General features: G+C 69.4%; 10 protein-coding genes and 1 tRNA gene. 8 read left to right on the forward strand and 3 right to left on the reverse strand.

The window, feature by feature from the left end:
- The first annotated feature begins 20 nt into the window (after positions 1 to 20).
- Positions 21 to 92, forward strand: a tRNA-Gln gene (locus tag RIC11_RS10865).
- Positions 93 to 416: 324 nt separating this feature from the next.
- Positions 417 to 692 (forward strand): hypothetical protein, encoded by a 276-nt coding sequence (locus tag RIC11_RS10870; protein ID WP_350211127.1) that lies wholly within the window; start codon positions 417 to 419, stop codon positions 690 to 692.
- 135 nt (positions 693 to 827) lie between these two features.
- On the opposite strand, the gene RIC11_RS10875 is transcribed toward RIC11_RS10870, so the two are convergent.
- Entirely contained in the window at positions 828 to 1,814 is a 987-nt protein-coding gene (locus RIC11_RS10875) for a ribose-phosphate diphosphokinase (RefSeq protein ID WP_350211129.1), read from the reverse strand.
- A gap of 60 nt (positions 1,815 to 1,874) precedes the next feature.
- Positions 1,875 to 2,618 carry an NTP transferase domain-containing protein gene (locus RIC11_RS10880; RefSeq protein WP_350212034.1) on the reverse strand — a complete coding sequence of 248 codons (744 nt, stop codon included), beginning with the start codon at positions 2,616 to 2,618 and terminating at the stop codon, positions 1,875 to 1,877.
- 228 nt (positions 2,619 to 2,846) lie between these two features.
- On the opposite strand from RIC11_RS10880, the gene argB reads away from it, so the two are divergent.
- From argB to rph, 4 genes are all read left to right on the forward strand, one after another.
- The gene (gene argB / locus RIC11_RS10885; RefSeq protein WP_350211131.1) at positions 2,847 to 3,758 is read left to right on the forward strand and encodes an acetylglutamate kinase; all 912 of its coding nucleotides are present in this window, start codon (positions 2,847 to 2,849) and stop codon (positions 3,756 to 3,758) included.
- Positions 3,759 to 3,886: 128 nt separating this feature from the next.
- A complete protein-coding gene (locus tag RIC11_RS10890; protein ID WP_350211133.1) occupies positions 3,887 to 5,092 on the forward strand; it encodes an aspartate aminotransferase family protein in 1,206 nt (401 codons plus the stop codon).
- Positions 5,093 to 5,145: 53 nt separating this feature from the next.
- On the forward strand, positions 5,146 to 6,072 hold the full coding sequence (gene argF / locus RIC11_RS10895) for an ornithine carbamoyltransferase (protein ID WP_350211135.1): 927 nt from the start codon (positions 5,146 to 5,148) through the stop codon (positions 6,070 to 6,072).
- A 53-nt stretch (positions 6,073 to 6,125) separates the two neighbouring features.
- Positions 6,126 to 6,845, forward strand: coding sequence for a ribonuclease PH (gene rph / locus RIC11_RS10900; protein WP_350211137.1), 720 nt, complete (start codon positions 6,126 to 6,128; stop codon positions 6,843 to 6,845).
- An 18-nt stretch (positions 6,846 to 6,863) separates the two neighbouring features.
- On the opposite strand, the gene RIC11_RS10905 is transcribed toward rph, so the two are convergent.
- Complete coding sequence (locus tag RIC11_RS10905) at positions 6,864 to 11,009, reverse strand: vWA domain-containing protein (RefSeq protein WP_350211139.1); 4,146 nt, start codon at positions 11,007 to 11,009, stop codon at positions 6,864 to 6,866.
- Positions 11,010 to 11,388: 379 nt separating this feature from the next.
- Here RIC11_RS10905 and RIC11_RS10910 point away from each other — a divergent pair, with 379 nt between their 5' ends.
- Positions 11,389 to 13,326, forward strand: coding sequence for an SLC13 family permease (locus tag RIC11_RS10910; RefSeq protein WP_350211141.1), 1,938 nt, complete (start codon positions 11,389 to 11,391; stop codon positions 13,324 to 13,326).
- Between the two features lie 110 nt (positions 13,327 to 13,436).
- Positions 13,437 to 14,540: a S1C family serine protease gene (locus RIC11_RS10915; RefSeq protein ID WP_350211143.1), complete on the forward strand. Its 1,104-nt coding sequence runs from the start codon at positions 13,437 to 13,439 to the stop codon at positions 14,538 to 14,540.
- The last annotated feature ends 485 nt before the right edge of the window (positions 14,541 to 15,025 follow it).

The following is a 15,025-nucleotide window of genomic DNA, read 5'->3' on the forward strand; positions in this document are numbered from 1 at the left end:
GATGCCGTGAAACCGACAGAAACCCCGTAGTGTAATTGGTAACACCAGGGATTTTGATTCCCTTATTCCAGGTTCGAGTCCTGGCGGGGTTGTTTTCTCTTGCGGGCGGCGGCCCGGAGCGGCGGGTGGGTTGGTGACTCGGGCTAGGACACGACTCGGCCTGGGAGATGGCCCGGGCTACTAGCCCGTAAGGGGGCGCATCAGTAAGCTCGTCGCGATCCGATCGGCCGTCGGAACCACCGGCCCAACCGGAATCACTAGCGGCTGGCGCGGGAGCTTTCAGTCGGAAGAGGGAGGCCCGCCCGGCTCCCCCTCGGCTTATACTAGCGACTGAGAGTTCGCCCCCCTCCGCCCCTTACCCGCTGCCCTGCCCACGGGTTGGCGACTCCAACATTCTTCGAAACGTGGAGCTTTAGATGACTTACTACAAGAAGTTCTTTGGCCTGGTCCTGGCGGCGACTTGCTGCGTCGGCCTCGCTGGATGCGATGTCGATGTCGAGGAAGAAGGCAAGATGCCCGCCGTCGACGTCGAGCCCGGTGAGATGCCCGAGGTCGACGTCGATGGCCCCGAGGTCGACGCCTCGATGGAAGAGAAGACCGTCGAAGTTCCCGACGTGGACGTCGGCACCGAGGAGGCCGAGGTCTCTGTCCCGGATGTCGACGTCGACTTCCCCGAAGACGAGCAAGAGTGAGCCCACGGCGGGGCGGCGCCGTCGCTGGCTGACCGAGCCGCCCGCTTCGGCACACATCCCAGACGTCCGCACCGCTCGGCCGAGCGGCGCGGACGTTTTTTTGTGGGGTTGCGGCTACTTATTGTTGCGCTGCGGCTACCGCACCGATTCGGGGGCTTCGCGGAAGAGCTTGCTCACCGACTCGTTGCGGTGGATCCGCTTGATCGCCTCGCCGAGCAGCGGCGCCGCGTCCAGGACCTGCGTCTGGGGCAGTCGCTGCGCCTCCGCGAGCGGGATCGAGTTGGTGCAAACGAGGCTCGCGAGGTCGGCCTCCCGCAGCCGTTCCATCGCCGGCCCACACAGCACGGCGTGGGTCACGCCGACGTGGATCTCCTTCACGCCGTGGTCGTGCAGCACCCGCGCGGCGCCGCGGATCGACCCGGCGGTGGTGATCATGTCGTCGAACATCAGTGCGGTGCGGCCCTCGATCGGGCCCCCGAGGATGTTCGCTTGCTCGGTTGTCGTGGCGCTGGTGCGTCGCTTGTCGATAATCGCCACCGACACGCCCCCCGACTTGTCGATCGATCCGAGCCGCTTCGCGTGCCCCAAGGCGCGTTTGATGCTCCCCTCGTCGGGGCTCACGACAACCACCTCGTCGAGGTTCGGCACCACCTTGCGGAAGTGCTCGTTCAGCACCGGCGCGGCGTAGAGGTGGTCCACCGGCACGTCGAAGAACCCCTGGATCTGGGCCGCGTGCAGGTCCATCGTCAGCACCCGCGTCGCGCCGGCGCGGGTGATCAAATTGGCTACCAGCTTGGCGGTGATCGGCACCCGGCCTTCGTCCTTGCGGTCTTGCCGCGCGTAGCCGAAGTAGGGGATCACCGCGGTGATTCGCTCGGCGCTGGCGCGCAGGCAGCTGTCGATCAGCACGAGAAGCTCCATGAGGTTCTCGTTGACCGGCGGGCAAGTCGGTTGGATCAGGAACACGTCGCGGCCGCGCACGTCCTCGTCGATCTTGCAGCTAATCTCCCCGTCGGGGAAACGGCCCAGCGACACCCGCCCGAGCGGCACGCCCAGGTAGTCGGCGATCGATTGGCTCAACCGCGGGTTGGCCGTGCCGCTAAAGATCTTCAGGTCGTGCATTGGGGGCGGGCTGCGGGCTGGAGGCCGTAGGCGGTGGGTAGCGCAAGCGACGCTTCGAGATCACGGGTGCGGCGGCTCGCTCGTCCGAGCCAGTTCGGCTTCGACGGCAGCCAGGTCGTCGGGCGTGTTGATGCTGAGTGCCTCGCACGGTTTGAGCGCAGGCAACGCGAGCACCCCCTTCCCCTCGCTGAGCAGCAGGCCGGGGCAGTCGGTGATGTAGTACTCGCCCTGGGCGTTGTCGGTCGTCAGCTTGTCGAGCGAGGCCAGCAACTCCCGCGAGTCGAACAGGTAAGTGCTCATGTTCACCTCGGTGATCGCTCGCTGCTCGGGCGTGCAGTCCTTGTGTTCTACCACGCCCACAAAGTGGCCCCGGGCGTCGCGGACCACGCGACCTAGGCCGGTCGGGTCGTCGCGGTGGGCCGTGCCCAGCAGGCAGGCCGGGCGGGAGCGGGCGAACTCTTCAAGCAGCGCCTGCAGGCTCGAGGCCTGGAGCATCGGCGAATCGCCCGCCACGACGACCACCGGGCCGGTGGCTTCGGCGATCGCCGCACGGGCCATCATCACCGCGTGCCCCGTGCCGAGCTGCTCTTGTTGCAACACGAACTCGACGCCCCGCTCGCCGGCCAGCTCCCGCTCGACCAAATCCGCCTCGTAGCCCACGACCACCACGATCCGGTCGACGCCCGCGGCGCGGAGGGCGTCGATCACGTAGCGGATCATCGGTCGCCCGGCGACAGGCACGAGAACCTTGGGCAGGTCGGACTTCATCCTCGTCCCCTTGCCGGCGGCGAGCACAATCGCCATCGGCGCGGACGCGGACTCCGGGATCATCGTCATGGAGGGCAGCAGGCGGCAGAGGGCGGGGGGCAGATGGCCAGCCGACATGATCGCCGAATCGGGCGCTGCCTTCCAGCCGCGAGCCCCGGATCGGCGGCACGCGGGCGCCCGGCTCACCTGGGACACTGGTCGGCCGGCTTGGCGGGCCGCCTGCCGGGCAAGTAAAATCCGAGATTCTGTCCCCGCGAGGCCCCCGTGCAAGAAGCGATCGAAAAAGCCGACGTGCTCATCGAGGCGATGGGGTGGATCCGCCGGTTCCGCGACAGCGTCACGGTGATCAAGCTCGGCGGGAGCCTGTTGGACGACGAGGACGCGCTCCGCCACCTGCTGATCGACATTGTCTTCATGGAGACCGTCGGCATGCGGCCGGTGATCGTGCACGGCGGCGGCAAGGCGATCACCCAAGCGATGGCCGCCGAGGGGCTCGAGCCACGGTTCGTCCAGGGCCGCCGCTACACGGACGACGCCACGCTGGCCGTCGCCAAGCGGGTGCTCGGCGGCGAGATCAACGAGGCCCTGGCCGCCCGCATCGAAGAGTACGGGGGCCGCGCGATGCCGCTCAATTGCGCAGGCGAGACCAACAACAACGTGCTGTTCGGTGAGCGGATCACGCTCTCTGACGAGCGGGGCGAGCCGATCGACTTGGGCCACGTGGGCCGCGTCACGCGGGTCGACCGCGACACCCTCGACAACCTCTGCTTCGCCGGCCAAGTGCCCGTCATCCCCTGCCTTTGCGAGAGCGAGGAGGTAATCGATGGCGAGCGACAGCTGCTGAACGTGAACGCCGACACCGCCGCCATGGCGGTCGCCGAGGCCCTCGGCGCCGAGAAACTGGTCTTCCTCAGCGACGTGTCCGGCGTGCTCCGTGACCAACACGACCCCGGCAGCCTGATCACGACCCTCACCCCCGACCTCAGCCGCGAGCTGATCCGCGTCGGCGCGATCGCCGGCGGCATGATCCCCAAGGTCGAGGCGTGCCTCGCAACGCTAGACAAGGGCGTAGGCAAGATCCACATCATCGACGGCCGCCTCCGCCACTCGCTGCTGCTCGAGATCTACACGAACCGCGGCGTCGGCACCGAGATCGTCCACGAATCCGCGGCGTGACCGTGAACCACCGATGAATAACGGATAAGCACCGACGAGAGTGTGCGGTGGGGCTCCAAGCCGCCCGCCCGCCCGAACCCTCTCTGTTTATCCGTGTCTGTCCGGGGTTCCTTCCTAGGAGACCAAGCGTGACCACCACCGCCGACGTTTCGATGTCGCCCGCTACCGCCGAGCTGTTCCAGCGGTACGTCGTGCCGAATTACGGCCGCTACCCGGTGTCGCTGGTGCGCGGCGAGGGCTCGCACGTGTGGGACGATCAGGGCCGCCGCTACCTCGATTTCTTTCCCGGCTGGGGGTGCAACTTGCTCGGGCACTGTCCCCCGGCGGTCGTCGAGGCCGTGCAGGACCAGGTCGCCAAGCTGATCCACGTGCCCAACAGTTGGTACATGGAGCCGCAGGGCCAATGGGCCAAGCTCCTCAGCGAGCGCTCCTTCGGGGGCCAAGCCTTCTTCTGCAACTCCGGAGCGGAGGCCAACGAGGCGGCGATCAAGCTGGTCCGGCTCCACACGCCCGAGGAGCGTTACAAGATCATCACGTTTACCGGCGGGTTCCACGGCCGCACGCTCGGCGCCACGACCGCCACGGCGCAGCCGAAGTACCACGAGGGCCTTGGCCCGCTCGTCGCGGGGTTCGACTACGCCCCCTTCGGCGACCTCGACGCGGTCCGCGAGCTGGTCGACGACGAAACCGCCGGGCTGCTCGTCGAGCCGATCCAGGGCGAGGGAGGGATCCGGCTTCCGCCGGAGGGGTTCCTCGAAGGGCTGCGGGCGATCGCCGACGAGAACGAGCTGCTGCTCGTTTTCGACGAGGTCCAGGCCGGCTGCGGCCGCACCGGTGAGTGGTTTGCCTACCAGCACTTCGGCGTCACGCCCGACGTGATGACCCTGGCCAAGAGCCTCTGCGGCGGCGTGGCCGGCGGCGCCTTGCTGACCACGGCCGAGATCGCCCCCAGCCTCCGCCCCGGGATGCACGCGGCCACGTTCGGGGGCAACCCGCTGGCCGCCAGGGCCGGGATCGCGACGCTCGAAACGATCGAGCGCGAAGGCCTGCTCGATCGCGCCAAACAACTCGGCGAGCGATTCCGAGAGAACCTCGCCCCGTTGGTCGACGAGCTGCCGCACTGCCAAGAGCTGCGCGTGTGCGGCCTGATGATCGGCCTGGAGTTGCTCGTCGAGGGGGCGCCGGTCGTCGCCGAGTGTATGAAACGGGGCCTCTTGATCAACTGCACCCAGGGGAAGGTGATCCGCCTGTTGCCGGCGATGACCCTCACCGACGACGAGGTCGACGAGGGCTGCCAGGTCCTCGCCGACGTGCTCCGGACCATCGAAGCCTAGCGGCCGACCTGTCCCCCCGGCCCCCCGTCCGCCTCCCGCCTGACTGCCTTGCCATGCGCCACCTCGTTACGCTCGACGACGTCACCGCCGCGCAGCTAGAGACCATCTTCGCGATCACCGAAGACCTGAAGAGCAAGTTCGCCCAGGGCGTACGCGAGCCCCTCTTGCCCGGCCGGGTGCTCGCGCTGCTTTTCGAGAAGCAGTCGCTCCGCACCCGCGTCAGCTTCGAGGCCTGCATGACCCACCTGGGCGGCGGGAGCCTGATGCTGGGCGCCGACACGGGCTTCGGCGGCAAGCGTGAGTCGATGGCCGATTTCGCCCGCGTGCTGTCGCAGATGGTCGACGTGGTCGTCATCCGCAGCAAGCGGCACGACACCGTCACCGAGTTCGCCAAGCACTCCGCTTGCTCGGTCATTAACGGCCTGACCGACCGGGCGCACCCGTGCCAGGCGATCGCCGACTTGTTCACGATCCGCGAGAGGTTCGGCGGCTTGGCCGGCCGCAAGCTGGCGTGGGTCGGCGACGGCAACAACGTCGCGCGAAGCCTCGCGCTCGGTTGCGCAAAGCTAGGTGTAGAGTTCGTGATGGCCACGCCCAGCGGCTACGAGATGGAGAACGGCTACCTCGACCGCGTCCGCAAGCAGTGTCCCGACGCGAAGCTCACCGTGACCAGCGATCCGGAGGCCGCCGTCGACGGCGCGTCGGCCATCTACACCGACGTGTGGGCCAGCATGGGGCAAGAGGCCGAAGAGGCCAAACGAAAGAAGGACTTCGCCGCGTTCCAAGTGAACGAGCACTTGTTCGCAACCGCGCCGGACGACGCCGTTTTCATGCATTGCCTGCCGGCCAAACGCGGCGAAGAGGTGACCGACGGCGTCATGGACCACGAGCGGAGCGTGGTCGTCGAGCAGGCCGCCAACCGCATGCACGCCCAGAAGGGCGTGCTCGTTTGGCTGCTCGGCACGCACGCCGCTGGCTGACCGCCGGCGGCGTTTTCACCCTCACGCAGCAGCCAGGTAACAGCGAGCAGCCGATGCCACGCCACGACGGGCGACGCGCCGATCAACTCCGCCAGCTCCGCTTCTCGCTCGGCTACGCGTCGGCGGCCGACGGGAGCGTGCTTGTCGAGTGGGGCGGCACGATCGTGCTCTGCACCGCGAGCGTCGCGCCGGACGTGCCCACTTGGCTCGCTGGCAAGGGCCGCGGCTGGGTGACCGCCGAATACAACATGCTGCCGGGCTCTACCCGGCCCCGCAAAGCGCGGCGGGCCGACGGCCGATCGACCGAGATCCAACGCCTCATCGGCCGCTCCCTTCGCGCCGGCATCGACCTCGGGGCCCTCGGCGAGCGCACGATCACCGTCGACTGCGACGTGCTGCGCGCCGACGGCGGCACGCGAACCGCGAGCATCACGGGCGGCTGGATCGCCCTCGCCGCGGCGCTCCGCTCGATCCGCGACGAGCAAGGCCAAGCCGTCTTCCCCGCCCCGCTGCGGCGGCCGCTGGCGGACCCGATCGCGGCGGTGAGCGTGGGTATCGTTGCCGGCGACGCGGTGCTCGACCTGGACTACCCCGAAGACTCCACCGCGGCGGTCGACATGAACGTCGTTGCGACCGGCGCGGGAGAGCTGGTCGAGGTGGTCGGGGGCGGCGAGGGAGCCACTTTCACGAAGGCGCAGCTCGACGCGATGCTCGACTTGGCGCTCGCCGCGACAGCCGAGTTGGCCGCACGCCAGCGCGAAGTGCTCGCTTAGGCCGCCGAACCCGGAGCCTCAAAAGGCGCCGCCCCCCTGGCCGCCGGCCCCGCCGCCGCCAAGCCCGCCGGCCCCGCCGCCGCCGCCAAGCCCGCCGGCCCCGCCGCCCAGGCCGCCTGCGCCGCCGCCCTGGTTGTTTTGGCCGCCGCCGGGAATCGAAGCGGCCGCTTGGGTCAGCTGCTGGCCGGGCGAGGTGCCCGGGCCGGTGAACGAGAAGGTGAAGATCTCGCCGATTCCGGTGAAGCTCGGGTTCGGCGAGACACGCACGAACCGCCGGTCGGCCGACACCACCGCCGAGGCGGACATCTGCGTGCCCTCGGGCAGGACCGTGATCTGCGGCTGGAAGCCGACGGCGCCACGGCCGGCCAGCGCCAGCCGGCGGCGCCGCTCCTGGTCGGGGCGGAGCGACACGGGGCCCTCCTGCGACAGAGAGCCGAGCTGTTGCATCAAGACGGCCTGTGTGACCTCGTTTTGGCGCTCGAGCGCCGCGGCGAGTAGCTGGTCGTCGATCGGTTCGACTCGGCGTCCGGCGGCCGCCTCGAACTCGGCGAGGGCCTTGCCGTCTTCGCCGAGCTGGATCTGCTGCGACTGGGCTTCTTCGTGCTCCGTGCCGGCGGCGATCGTCACTTCGACGTTCACCGTGTCGGCCACCGGTTCGCCCCACACCTTCGACACGAGCACCTCGTACTTGCCGGAGAAGCCCCGTGGGCACTCGTAAGTTTCACTGCGGACGCCCTTCTCGCCGGTTCCCTCGACGCGGAGCCCGCCCCCGGCGGTGACCGGCGCGCCGGCCCAACAGACCGTGCCGCCCGGCTCGCGGACGGCCAGATCGATGTCGGCTTCGCCGGACCAGGTGACGCGAACCTGGAAGTCGCGGCGCTTGGCTTGAGCTAGTTCCTCTCGGTACCGCTCGGCGGCCCGCGAGTCGCCCTCGGCCTCGAGCCGCTCGAGCAGCGCCTTGCTGACGAGGCGCGCCTCGTCGACCAGCCGTTGCTTGTCGCGTGGCCAGGCGCGGCCGAGGATCTCGGTCGTCACGGCCCGCAGCGCGTCGGTGTCTGCCGACCGCTTGGCTGCCGCCAGGGCCGGGGCGAGGACGTCTTGCAGGAGGGGATCGCGTGCGAGCGCCAATCGGTAGACCTGCACCGCGCGGCGGTCCAAACCCATCCCGATCAGGTAATCGGCGATCGCGGCCAGTTGATCGGGGTCGGTCGCCAGATCGACCGCCGAAAGCAGCGCGCGCTCGACCTGGGCGTCGTCGCGTCCGTCCAGCCGCATTGCGATAGCGAGCGACTCGTACATCCAGGCCTGCTGCTCACCGGCGCGGATCGCGGCGTCGATCATCGACGCGACGCCCTCGTAACGCTTGGCGTCCATCAACCGACGGGCCGCGTCGCGAACGGCTACTGGAGCGGGCGCCGGGTCGGCGAAGACCGCGTCCCACTCGGCTTGCGCGGCGCCGCCTTCGGGCAATCGGATCGGCTCGACCGGCTCTTCTTCGGACGCCGAAGCGGTGATCTGGGCCGGTTCGGCGGGGGTGTCGTCGGCCTCTGGCTCAATCGACAACCGGCGCTCGGGCCGCTTCAGCGACAGGGCCGGCGCGTCGTCCGGCACGCTGAACGCGCCGCCGCCACCGCCGAAGCCGCCGCCGCCGCCGCCCAGGCCGCCGCCACCGCCACCCAGGCCGCCACCGCCGAGGCCACCGCCGCCGCCACCCAGGCCGCCGCCGCCGCCGCCGATGCCGCCCGCCTGCGGCGGCGGGATCGGGATCACGAGGTCGGCGACCGGGTAGACCTTGGCCGTCAGCCGCGTCGACGCGTCCTCTTCGGTCGTGATCAGCAGGATCTCGTTGTCGATCACGTAGGTCAGCTCGAGCGGCTCGAGGATGCTCCGCAACGCGGACCTCAGCGACACGTTGCGCCGGCTGATGGTGATCGGCTCATCGGCATCGATGCCGAAGTCGCTCAGCGCAGTGGTCGCAAGGTCGATGGGGATGTTGTACTGTTCGCTCAGCAGGCTGACGCCCTCTTCGAGCGGGATGTCGACCCAGTCCAGCCCGCTCGCGGGCAGGGGGCTCCCCAGCGCGTCGTAGATCGCCTTCTCCGAGGGGCTCTCACCGGCCACGTCGACCGACTTGTATTTCTCCCGCAAGCGGGTGATCTCGCGCCAACGCTCCGCGTCCGGGAACTGCATCAAGATGTTGTCCGGGAACGGGATCGCCGACAGCTCGACCTGGGCGAGCGTCTCGATGAAGCCGGCCGCCCGCCGCTGGCGCAGCTCTTCGTTCAGCTCGTGGTAACGCTTCAGCTCGCCCCACACACGGACCACACGCGGGACGACCTCTTCGGGCGCGATTTCTTCGGTGATGTCGGCGATCTCGGCCGCTTCGGCGAACCGGCGTTCGTCGATCAGGGCGTTGAACCGCTCGACGAGCTGGTCGAGTTGCTCGCGCTTCTGCTCCATCCGGGCCAAGAGCAGGCGGCGTTCCTCGGCGGCGGCGAGGACCTCTTGCCGCTCGCGGTCGAGCTCGTCCTTGATGGCCGCTTGCCGCCCCGCCTCGCGGAGGGCCGCTTGGAGCTTGTCGATGAGGCCGGCGCGGACCGATGCGATCAGCTCCGGCGCTTGCTCGACGTTCTGTAGCATCAGCTTGAGGGCCTGAATCGCCTGCTCGGGGTCGGTCGCCATGGCGTCGCGGGCATCGGCGATCGCGGTCGACACCTCGCGCTCGAGCAACTGGGCGAACACGCTGCGGTTGCGTTCCACGGCGCCGAGGAAGCGCCCATCGACGACCGCTTCGCGCGGCGGGTAGAGGCCATCGTCCTCGAAGCGCGGCGCGGCCTCGCCGAAGGAGGGCTCGGGTTGGTCGATCGGGGCGGGGCTCGCCGGATCGTTCGGCAGGACCTCCAGCTGGGCGGTGCGGATCAGATTGAGCGAGTTCTCGTCGCGGACTTGCTGCACGGTCTTCGCCCGCAGGTTGCCCGGGTCGCGCCGCAGCACCGCTTGGCTGATGCGGGCGGCGCCCTCGGCGTCGCCCAGGGCGGCGGCTTGCTCGGCGACCTTCGTCAGCCGGCGGGTCTCGGCGTTGACCAGACGAGCCGTCTCGTCGAGGCCGGCTGTGCCGAGCGTGGTGAGGGCTAAGCCGCCATCGGCCGCGGAGCGGTCGACCAGCGACTTGAGGAAGGCGTTGTCGTCGCTCGCCACGGGCACAGTCGCCGACCACACCAGGGCCTGATCGCCCTCCAGGGCGTCGACCTCCAGCCGCTGGGCGTCCCGCGTCATCCGCCCCACGACGATCGTGTCGCGATCGCTCCGCAGCGGCGGCATGTCGGCCGGGTAGGCCGCCAGGACGGCGTCGTTGGCCGACGCGGACTCGGGCCAGGCGACCGCCGCGTGGCTCCAGTCGGCCAGCACTCGGCCCACGCGCCCGCCACGCCGCGCGGCGTCGGCGTCCGACGCGGCGAGGCCCGACTCGTCGACGAACAGGTTCCCGCCGGTCTGGTTGGCCAGCGCGGCGAGCAAGTTGGCGTTCACCTTCGGCCCAACGGCGTAGCTAGACACGGTGATCCGGTCGCGACGCAACTGCTCGACCGTCGCCGCCCATTGCCCCGATAGGTCCGTCTGGCCCATCGCTACGCCATCGCCCACGTAGACGATCGTCCGCAAGCGGTCGCCGTCGCGCTCGGCCAACAAGTCGGCCGCTTTCTCGACGGTCGCCCGGAGCTCGCTCGCCCCGAGCGGCGTCGTCCCCCGCAGCTTTTCGATGGCCGAGGCCAGCTCCGGGCTGCCGGGCCGGGCCGGGCCGTCGGTGAGCAGGCGGGCGTCGAGGTCGGCGGCCACTAGCTCGACGCGGTCATCCGGGTGCAGGCTCTCAAGCAGGGCTTCGACCGAAGCGATCGCCGTCCGCCGGAACGGACCGACTTGGCTGGCCGACGTGTCGACGACCACGACGATGTCGCTGGGGGTCGGCCGCGCTTCGGGCTCGATCGGACCGAAGCTGGCCGCGAAGTAGCGGTCGCCCTCTGGCGTGTCGTACACCTTCAGGTCGATGTCACTGGCGGCCGACGCCGCGGCAGCCGAAGCCGCTGCGCAGCAGCCGGCGAGCAACGCCAGTCCGACGCGACCGGTCGAAAGGGTGAACCACGACCGACGAAGAGGGTTCAAGATCATCTCGAGGGCTGCTCCGCTGGGAAAGCCGTCCGCTTGGGAAAGCCGGGCCTGTCTCTGTCCGAACAATAATCTAGCGCCGGCGCTGACGCCGTCGGTTTCTGCTCGATCGGGGGCTTCGAGGAAGCGCGCCCGGCGACCGAAGCAGCAGCGCAAACCGTTGCCGGCTGTGTATTTAGCCAAGAGCCTCTATCTTATCCGCGGCAGAAATGCCCTTCCACCAGTTTTCGCCGTTTTCAACGCGTCGATTGCAACGCCTGTAGCGGTCGCCGCTTCGGCTGGCCCCGCGGCGGGTGGCTGACACGCACTAGCGGCCGTAAACCGATGCTGCGATTGTTGGCGTCGCGGCCGTCCGCATCCGCTCATGCTCTACCGCAATCCTATGCCGCCCGTTGCACTGGTCGTCGCCGCGCCGGGATGGCACGCCGGACTCGCGCTGGCGGTCGTGGTTGGCGTGTTCGCGACGCTCATGCTACGCCGGTCGACGCCGGTGGACCTGCTGTTCGTGGGGGCCCTCACTCTGGTTACGCTCGCCGGGATCGTTCCCGCCGAGACCGCCCTGTCCGGCTTCTCTAGCGGGCCGGTCCTGCTGATCGGGGCGCTGTTCGCCGCGGCCGCGGGCCTCCGCACGACCGGCGCGCTCGACTGGATCGGCGGGTGGTTGCTGGGATCCGCCAAGACCGAGCGGCAAGCCCTCCTGCGGCTGACGCTCGTGACGCCGATCTCGGCGGTCGTCCTCAACACGCCGCTCGTGGCGATGCTCGCGCCGGTCGTGATCGATTGGTGCCGCTCGCGGAAGGTGTCGCCGTCGCGGCTGCTGATGCCCCTGAGCTACCTCACCATCTTGGGCGGTGTGATCACCGTGATCGGCACCAGCACCACGCTGGTGTGCAACGCACAGATCGCGGACGAGCACGCGAAGCTGGAGGCCGCTCGCCGAGGCGGCGCGGCGCTCGACGAGCGGTTCATCGAACGGACCGCCCCGATCGGCCTGCTCGAGATCGGCCGCGTGGGCGCCCCGGTCGCGGCGGTGGGCATCGCCTACCTGCTGTTCGCCGCGCCCCGACGGCTGCCCAACCGGGTCGACCTGCTAGAGGACCTCGGCGATCGCCGCCGCGAGTACCTGGCCGAGATGCTCGTGCAGCCCGGCTGCGGGCTGGTCGGGAAATCGGTCGAACAAGCCGGGCTCCGCCACCTGCCGGGGCTGTTCTTGATCGAGATCACACGGGATCAAGAGTCGATCACCCCGGTCACGCCGTCCGACGTCATCCAGACGCACGACCGGATGATCTTCACCGGCGTGGTGGGCACGATCGCCGACCTCGAGCGGATCCCCGGCTTGGTGCCGGCCGCCGACATCACCTACGAGTTCCAGCCCGCCGAGCGCACCCGGCGGCAGCTCTCCGAGGCCGTGTTGTCGCGCACTTCGCCCGTGATCGGACGCACCGTCCGAGAAGCGAACTTCCGCCAGCGGTACAACGCGGCGATCGTCGCGGTGCACCGCGGCGGCGAGCGGCTGGGCGCCAAGATCGGCGACATCCGTTTGCAGGCAGGCGACACGCTGCTGCTGCAGACCCGCTCGGGATTCGTAGAAACGCAACGCAACAGCCGCGACTTCTACCTCGTGAGCGAGGTCGGCGGGTCGTCGGCTCGGCGCCACGACCGCGCTCCGATCGCCGTCGCGCTGTTCGTCGCCCTGATCGCGTGGCTGATCGCGGGCGCGACCGTGGGAGACATCGGCGGGCCGCTGGGGATGCTGCTGACGCGGTCGGTGCAGCCGGTCGCGGGCATGGCGCTCGTGGCGGCCATGATCGCCACTCGGTGCTTGACCTCCAACCAGGCCCGCTCGGCAATCGACCTGCAGATCCTCATCACCATCGCTGCGGCGATCGGGCTGGGCAAAGCCCTCAGCGAGAGCGGCGCGGCCGAGTGGGTGGCCCGCGTGCTGGTCCAGTCGGTGCAGCTCGCCCCGGCGCCCGATTCGCTGTTGCCGTGGCTGCTGCTAGCAACCGTGTACGTCCTCTCGATGCTCCTCACCGAGGCGATCACCAACGCCGCGGTGGCGACCATCATGATCCCGATCGCCGCGGGGATTGCGCTCGAGGCGGGCGTCAGCCCGCGGCCGTTCTTGATCGCGGTGGCGGTGGCCGCGTCGCTGTCGTTCGCCACGCCGATCGGCTACCAGACGAACCTGATGGTGATGGGCCCCGGCGGCTACCACCCGCGGGACTATCTCCGCGTGGGGGGGCCGCTGGCCCTGCTGGTCGCTATTGCGGCGATCGGCCTGATCGGCATCCTATGGCCGTTCCCGCTTGGATGACCGCATTCAGCAGCCAACCGACGAACGAACGGCGGGCGCGCCGCGTACCGGCGTGAGAGTCGTCCCTCCCTCCCAACCGCAGAGACCTAGTCGCCGTGAACCGACAGGCCATGTCTACGCCCCAACGCCTCGCCGCCGCCGGCGCGCTGCTTGTTGCGATCGCCACCGCGGCGTTTGCAGCCTTCCCAGCGGCCGCCGCCGCCCAGTTCACCCCCGAGGAGCTGGCCAACATCCGGGTTTACGAGACCGTCAACAAGAGCGTCGTGCACATCACGACCAGCACGGTCCAGGTCGATCCTATCTTCGGACGGGCGATCCCCGGCGAGGGGGCGGGGTCCGGGTGCGTGCTGGATAAGGAGGGCCACATCCTCACCAACAACCACGTGATCGAGGGCGCGCGGCAGGTGGTGGTCGCCTTCTCGGATGACCGGACCTACAACGCGCAGATCGTCGGCCGCGACGAAGAGTACGACATCGCCGTGCTCAAGATCGACGCGAAACCCGAGACCCTCGACCCGATCGAGCTGGGCCGCAGCGAGGGCCTGCGTGTCGGTCAAAAGGCGTTTGCGCTCGGCAATCCCTTCGGCCTCGACGGCACGCTGACGACCGGCATCGTTTCGAGCCTCAACCGCTCGCTCCCCAGCCGCACCGACGGCAGCGTGATGACCGGCATGATCCAAACCGACGCGGCGATGAACCCCGGCAACTCCGGCGGCCCGCTGCTGGACTCGTCGGCCGAGATGATCGGCATGTGCGTCGCGATCCGCAGCTCGGTCGGGCAGAACTCGGGCGTTGGATTCGCGATCCCGGTCGACCGGGTGCGGCGCTTCGTGCCGGAGTTGATCCGCCACGGCAGGATCCTCCGTGCTTACCACGGCATCGTGCAGGTGAGCGAAACGCCGCAGGGCCTACGCGTGTGGCGGGTGAGCGACGGCAGCCCGGCCGACGCCGCGGGGCTGCGCGGCATGCGGATCGTCGAGCGGCGCTGGCGCGAGGGGGCCATCCTCTACCGCGAGCGCGAGATCGATCGCGATTACGCCGACCTGATCGCCGCTGTCGATGGCCAGCCAGTCAAGACACACACCGAGTTCATCGACATCATGGACGGCTACAAGCCGGGCGACCGGGTCGTGTTCACGGTTGTGCGCGACGGCAGCCGCGTCGACATCCCTGTGACGCTCTCTGCAACCGAGCCGCGCACGGCTCGGCGGTAGCCGCGTTCGGCCTCGAGTCGTGGCGCGGCTAAAGACGCGCGATGGCGGCCAGCCCAAAGCCCCTATTCTCCCTTTCTTGGCGGGTTTGCTCAGATTTTTCAGTGGCTGATCGACTTGGTCCGGCCGCCGAGCGACCCCCGAGGCAGGCTCCGCAGCACGTTGGCGGACTTCGAGTTAGGCGCACGGGCGCGGGAGACCGCAAGGTCGCAGCAGCCTGCGCTTCCGCGCTAACCGGCAGATTTCTCCAGCCACGCCCCTTGTGCCATCGGTCGCGGCGGATACGGTCGGTCTCTCGCTTGAGCGAGCGCTGCGAAGGCTCGCTCTGCGAGTGGCCGGGGCAATGCCCCCGGCGAGGTGTCGGTGCTCGACGTTCCTACCTAGCCGAGGCTTTCTTACCGGGCCGTCCCCCCCGCTCGCAGTCGCGAACTCCTTCCGGGCGGCCTCCCTGCCTAACTGCCGCGAGTCGGTCCCGACGCCGACACCCC

Source organism: Botrimarina sp. (assembly GCF_040219535.1).
GTDB lineage: Bacteria > Planctomycetota > Planctomycetia > Pirellulales > Lacipirellulaceae > Botrimarina.

Coding starts and splice junctions, on each gene's coding strand:
- RIC11_RS10880 (WP_350212034.1), bottom strand. CDS start 2,618: ATGGCGATTGTGCTCGCCGCCGGCAAGGGGACGAGGATGAAGTCCGAC.
- RIC11_RS10905 (WP_350211139.1), bottom strand. CDS start 11,009: ATGATCTTGAACCCTCTTCGTCGGTCGTGGTTCACCCTTTCGACCGGT.
- RIC11_RS10910 (WP_350211141.1), top strand. CDS start 11,389: ATGCCGCCCGTTGCACTGGTCGTCGCCGCGCCGGGATGGCACGCCGGA.
- rph (WP_350211137.1), top strand. CDS start 6,126: ATGCCACGCCACGACGGGCGACGCGCCGATCAACTCCGCCAGCTCCGC.
- argF (WP_350211135.1), top strand. CDS start 5,146: ATGCGCCACCTCGTTACGCTCGACGACGTCACCGCCGCGCAGCTAGAG.
- RIC11_RS10870 (WP_350211127.1), top strand. CDS start 417: ATGACTTACTACAAGAAGTTCTTTGGCCTGGTCCTGGCGGCGACTTGC.
- RIC11_RS10915 (WP_350211143.1), top strand. CDS start 13,437: ATGTCTACGCCCCAACGCCTCGCCGCCGCCGGCGCGCTGCTTGTTGCG.
- RIC11_RS10875 (WP_350211129.1), bottom strand. CDS start 1,814: ATGCACGACCTGAAGATCTTTAGCGGCACGGCCAACCCGCGGTTGAGC.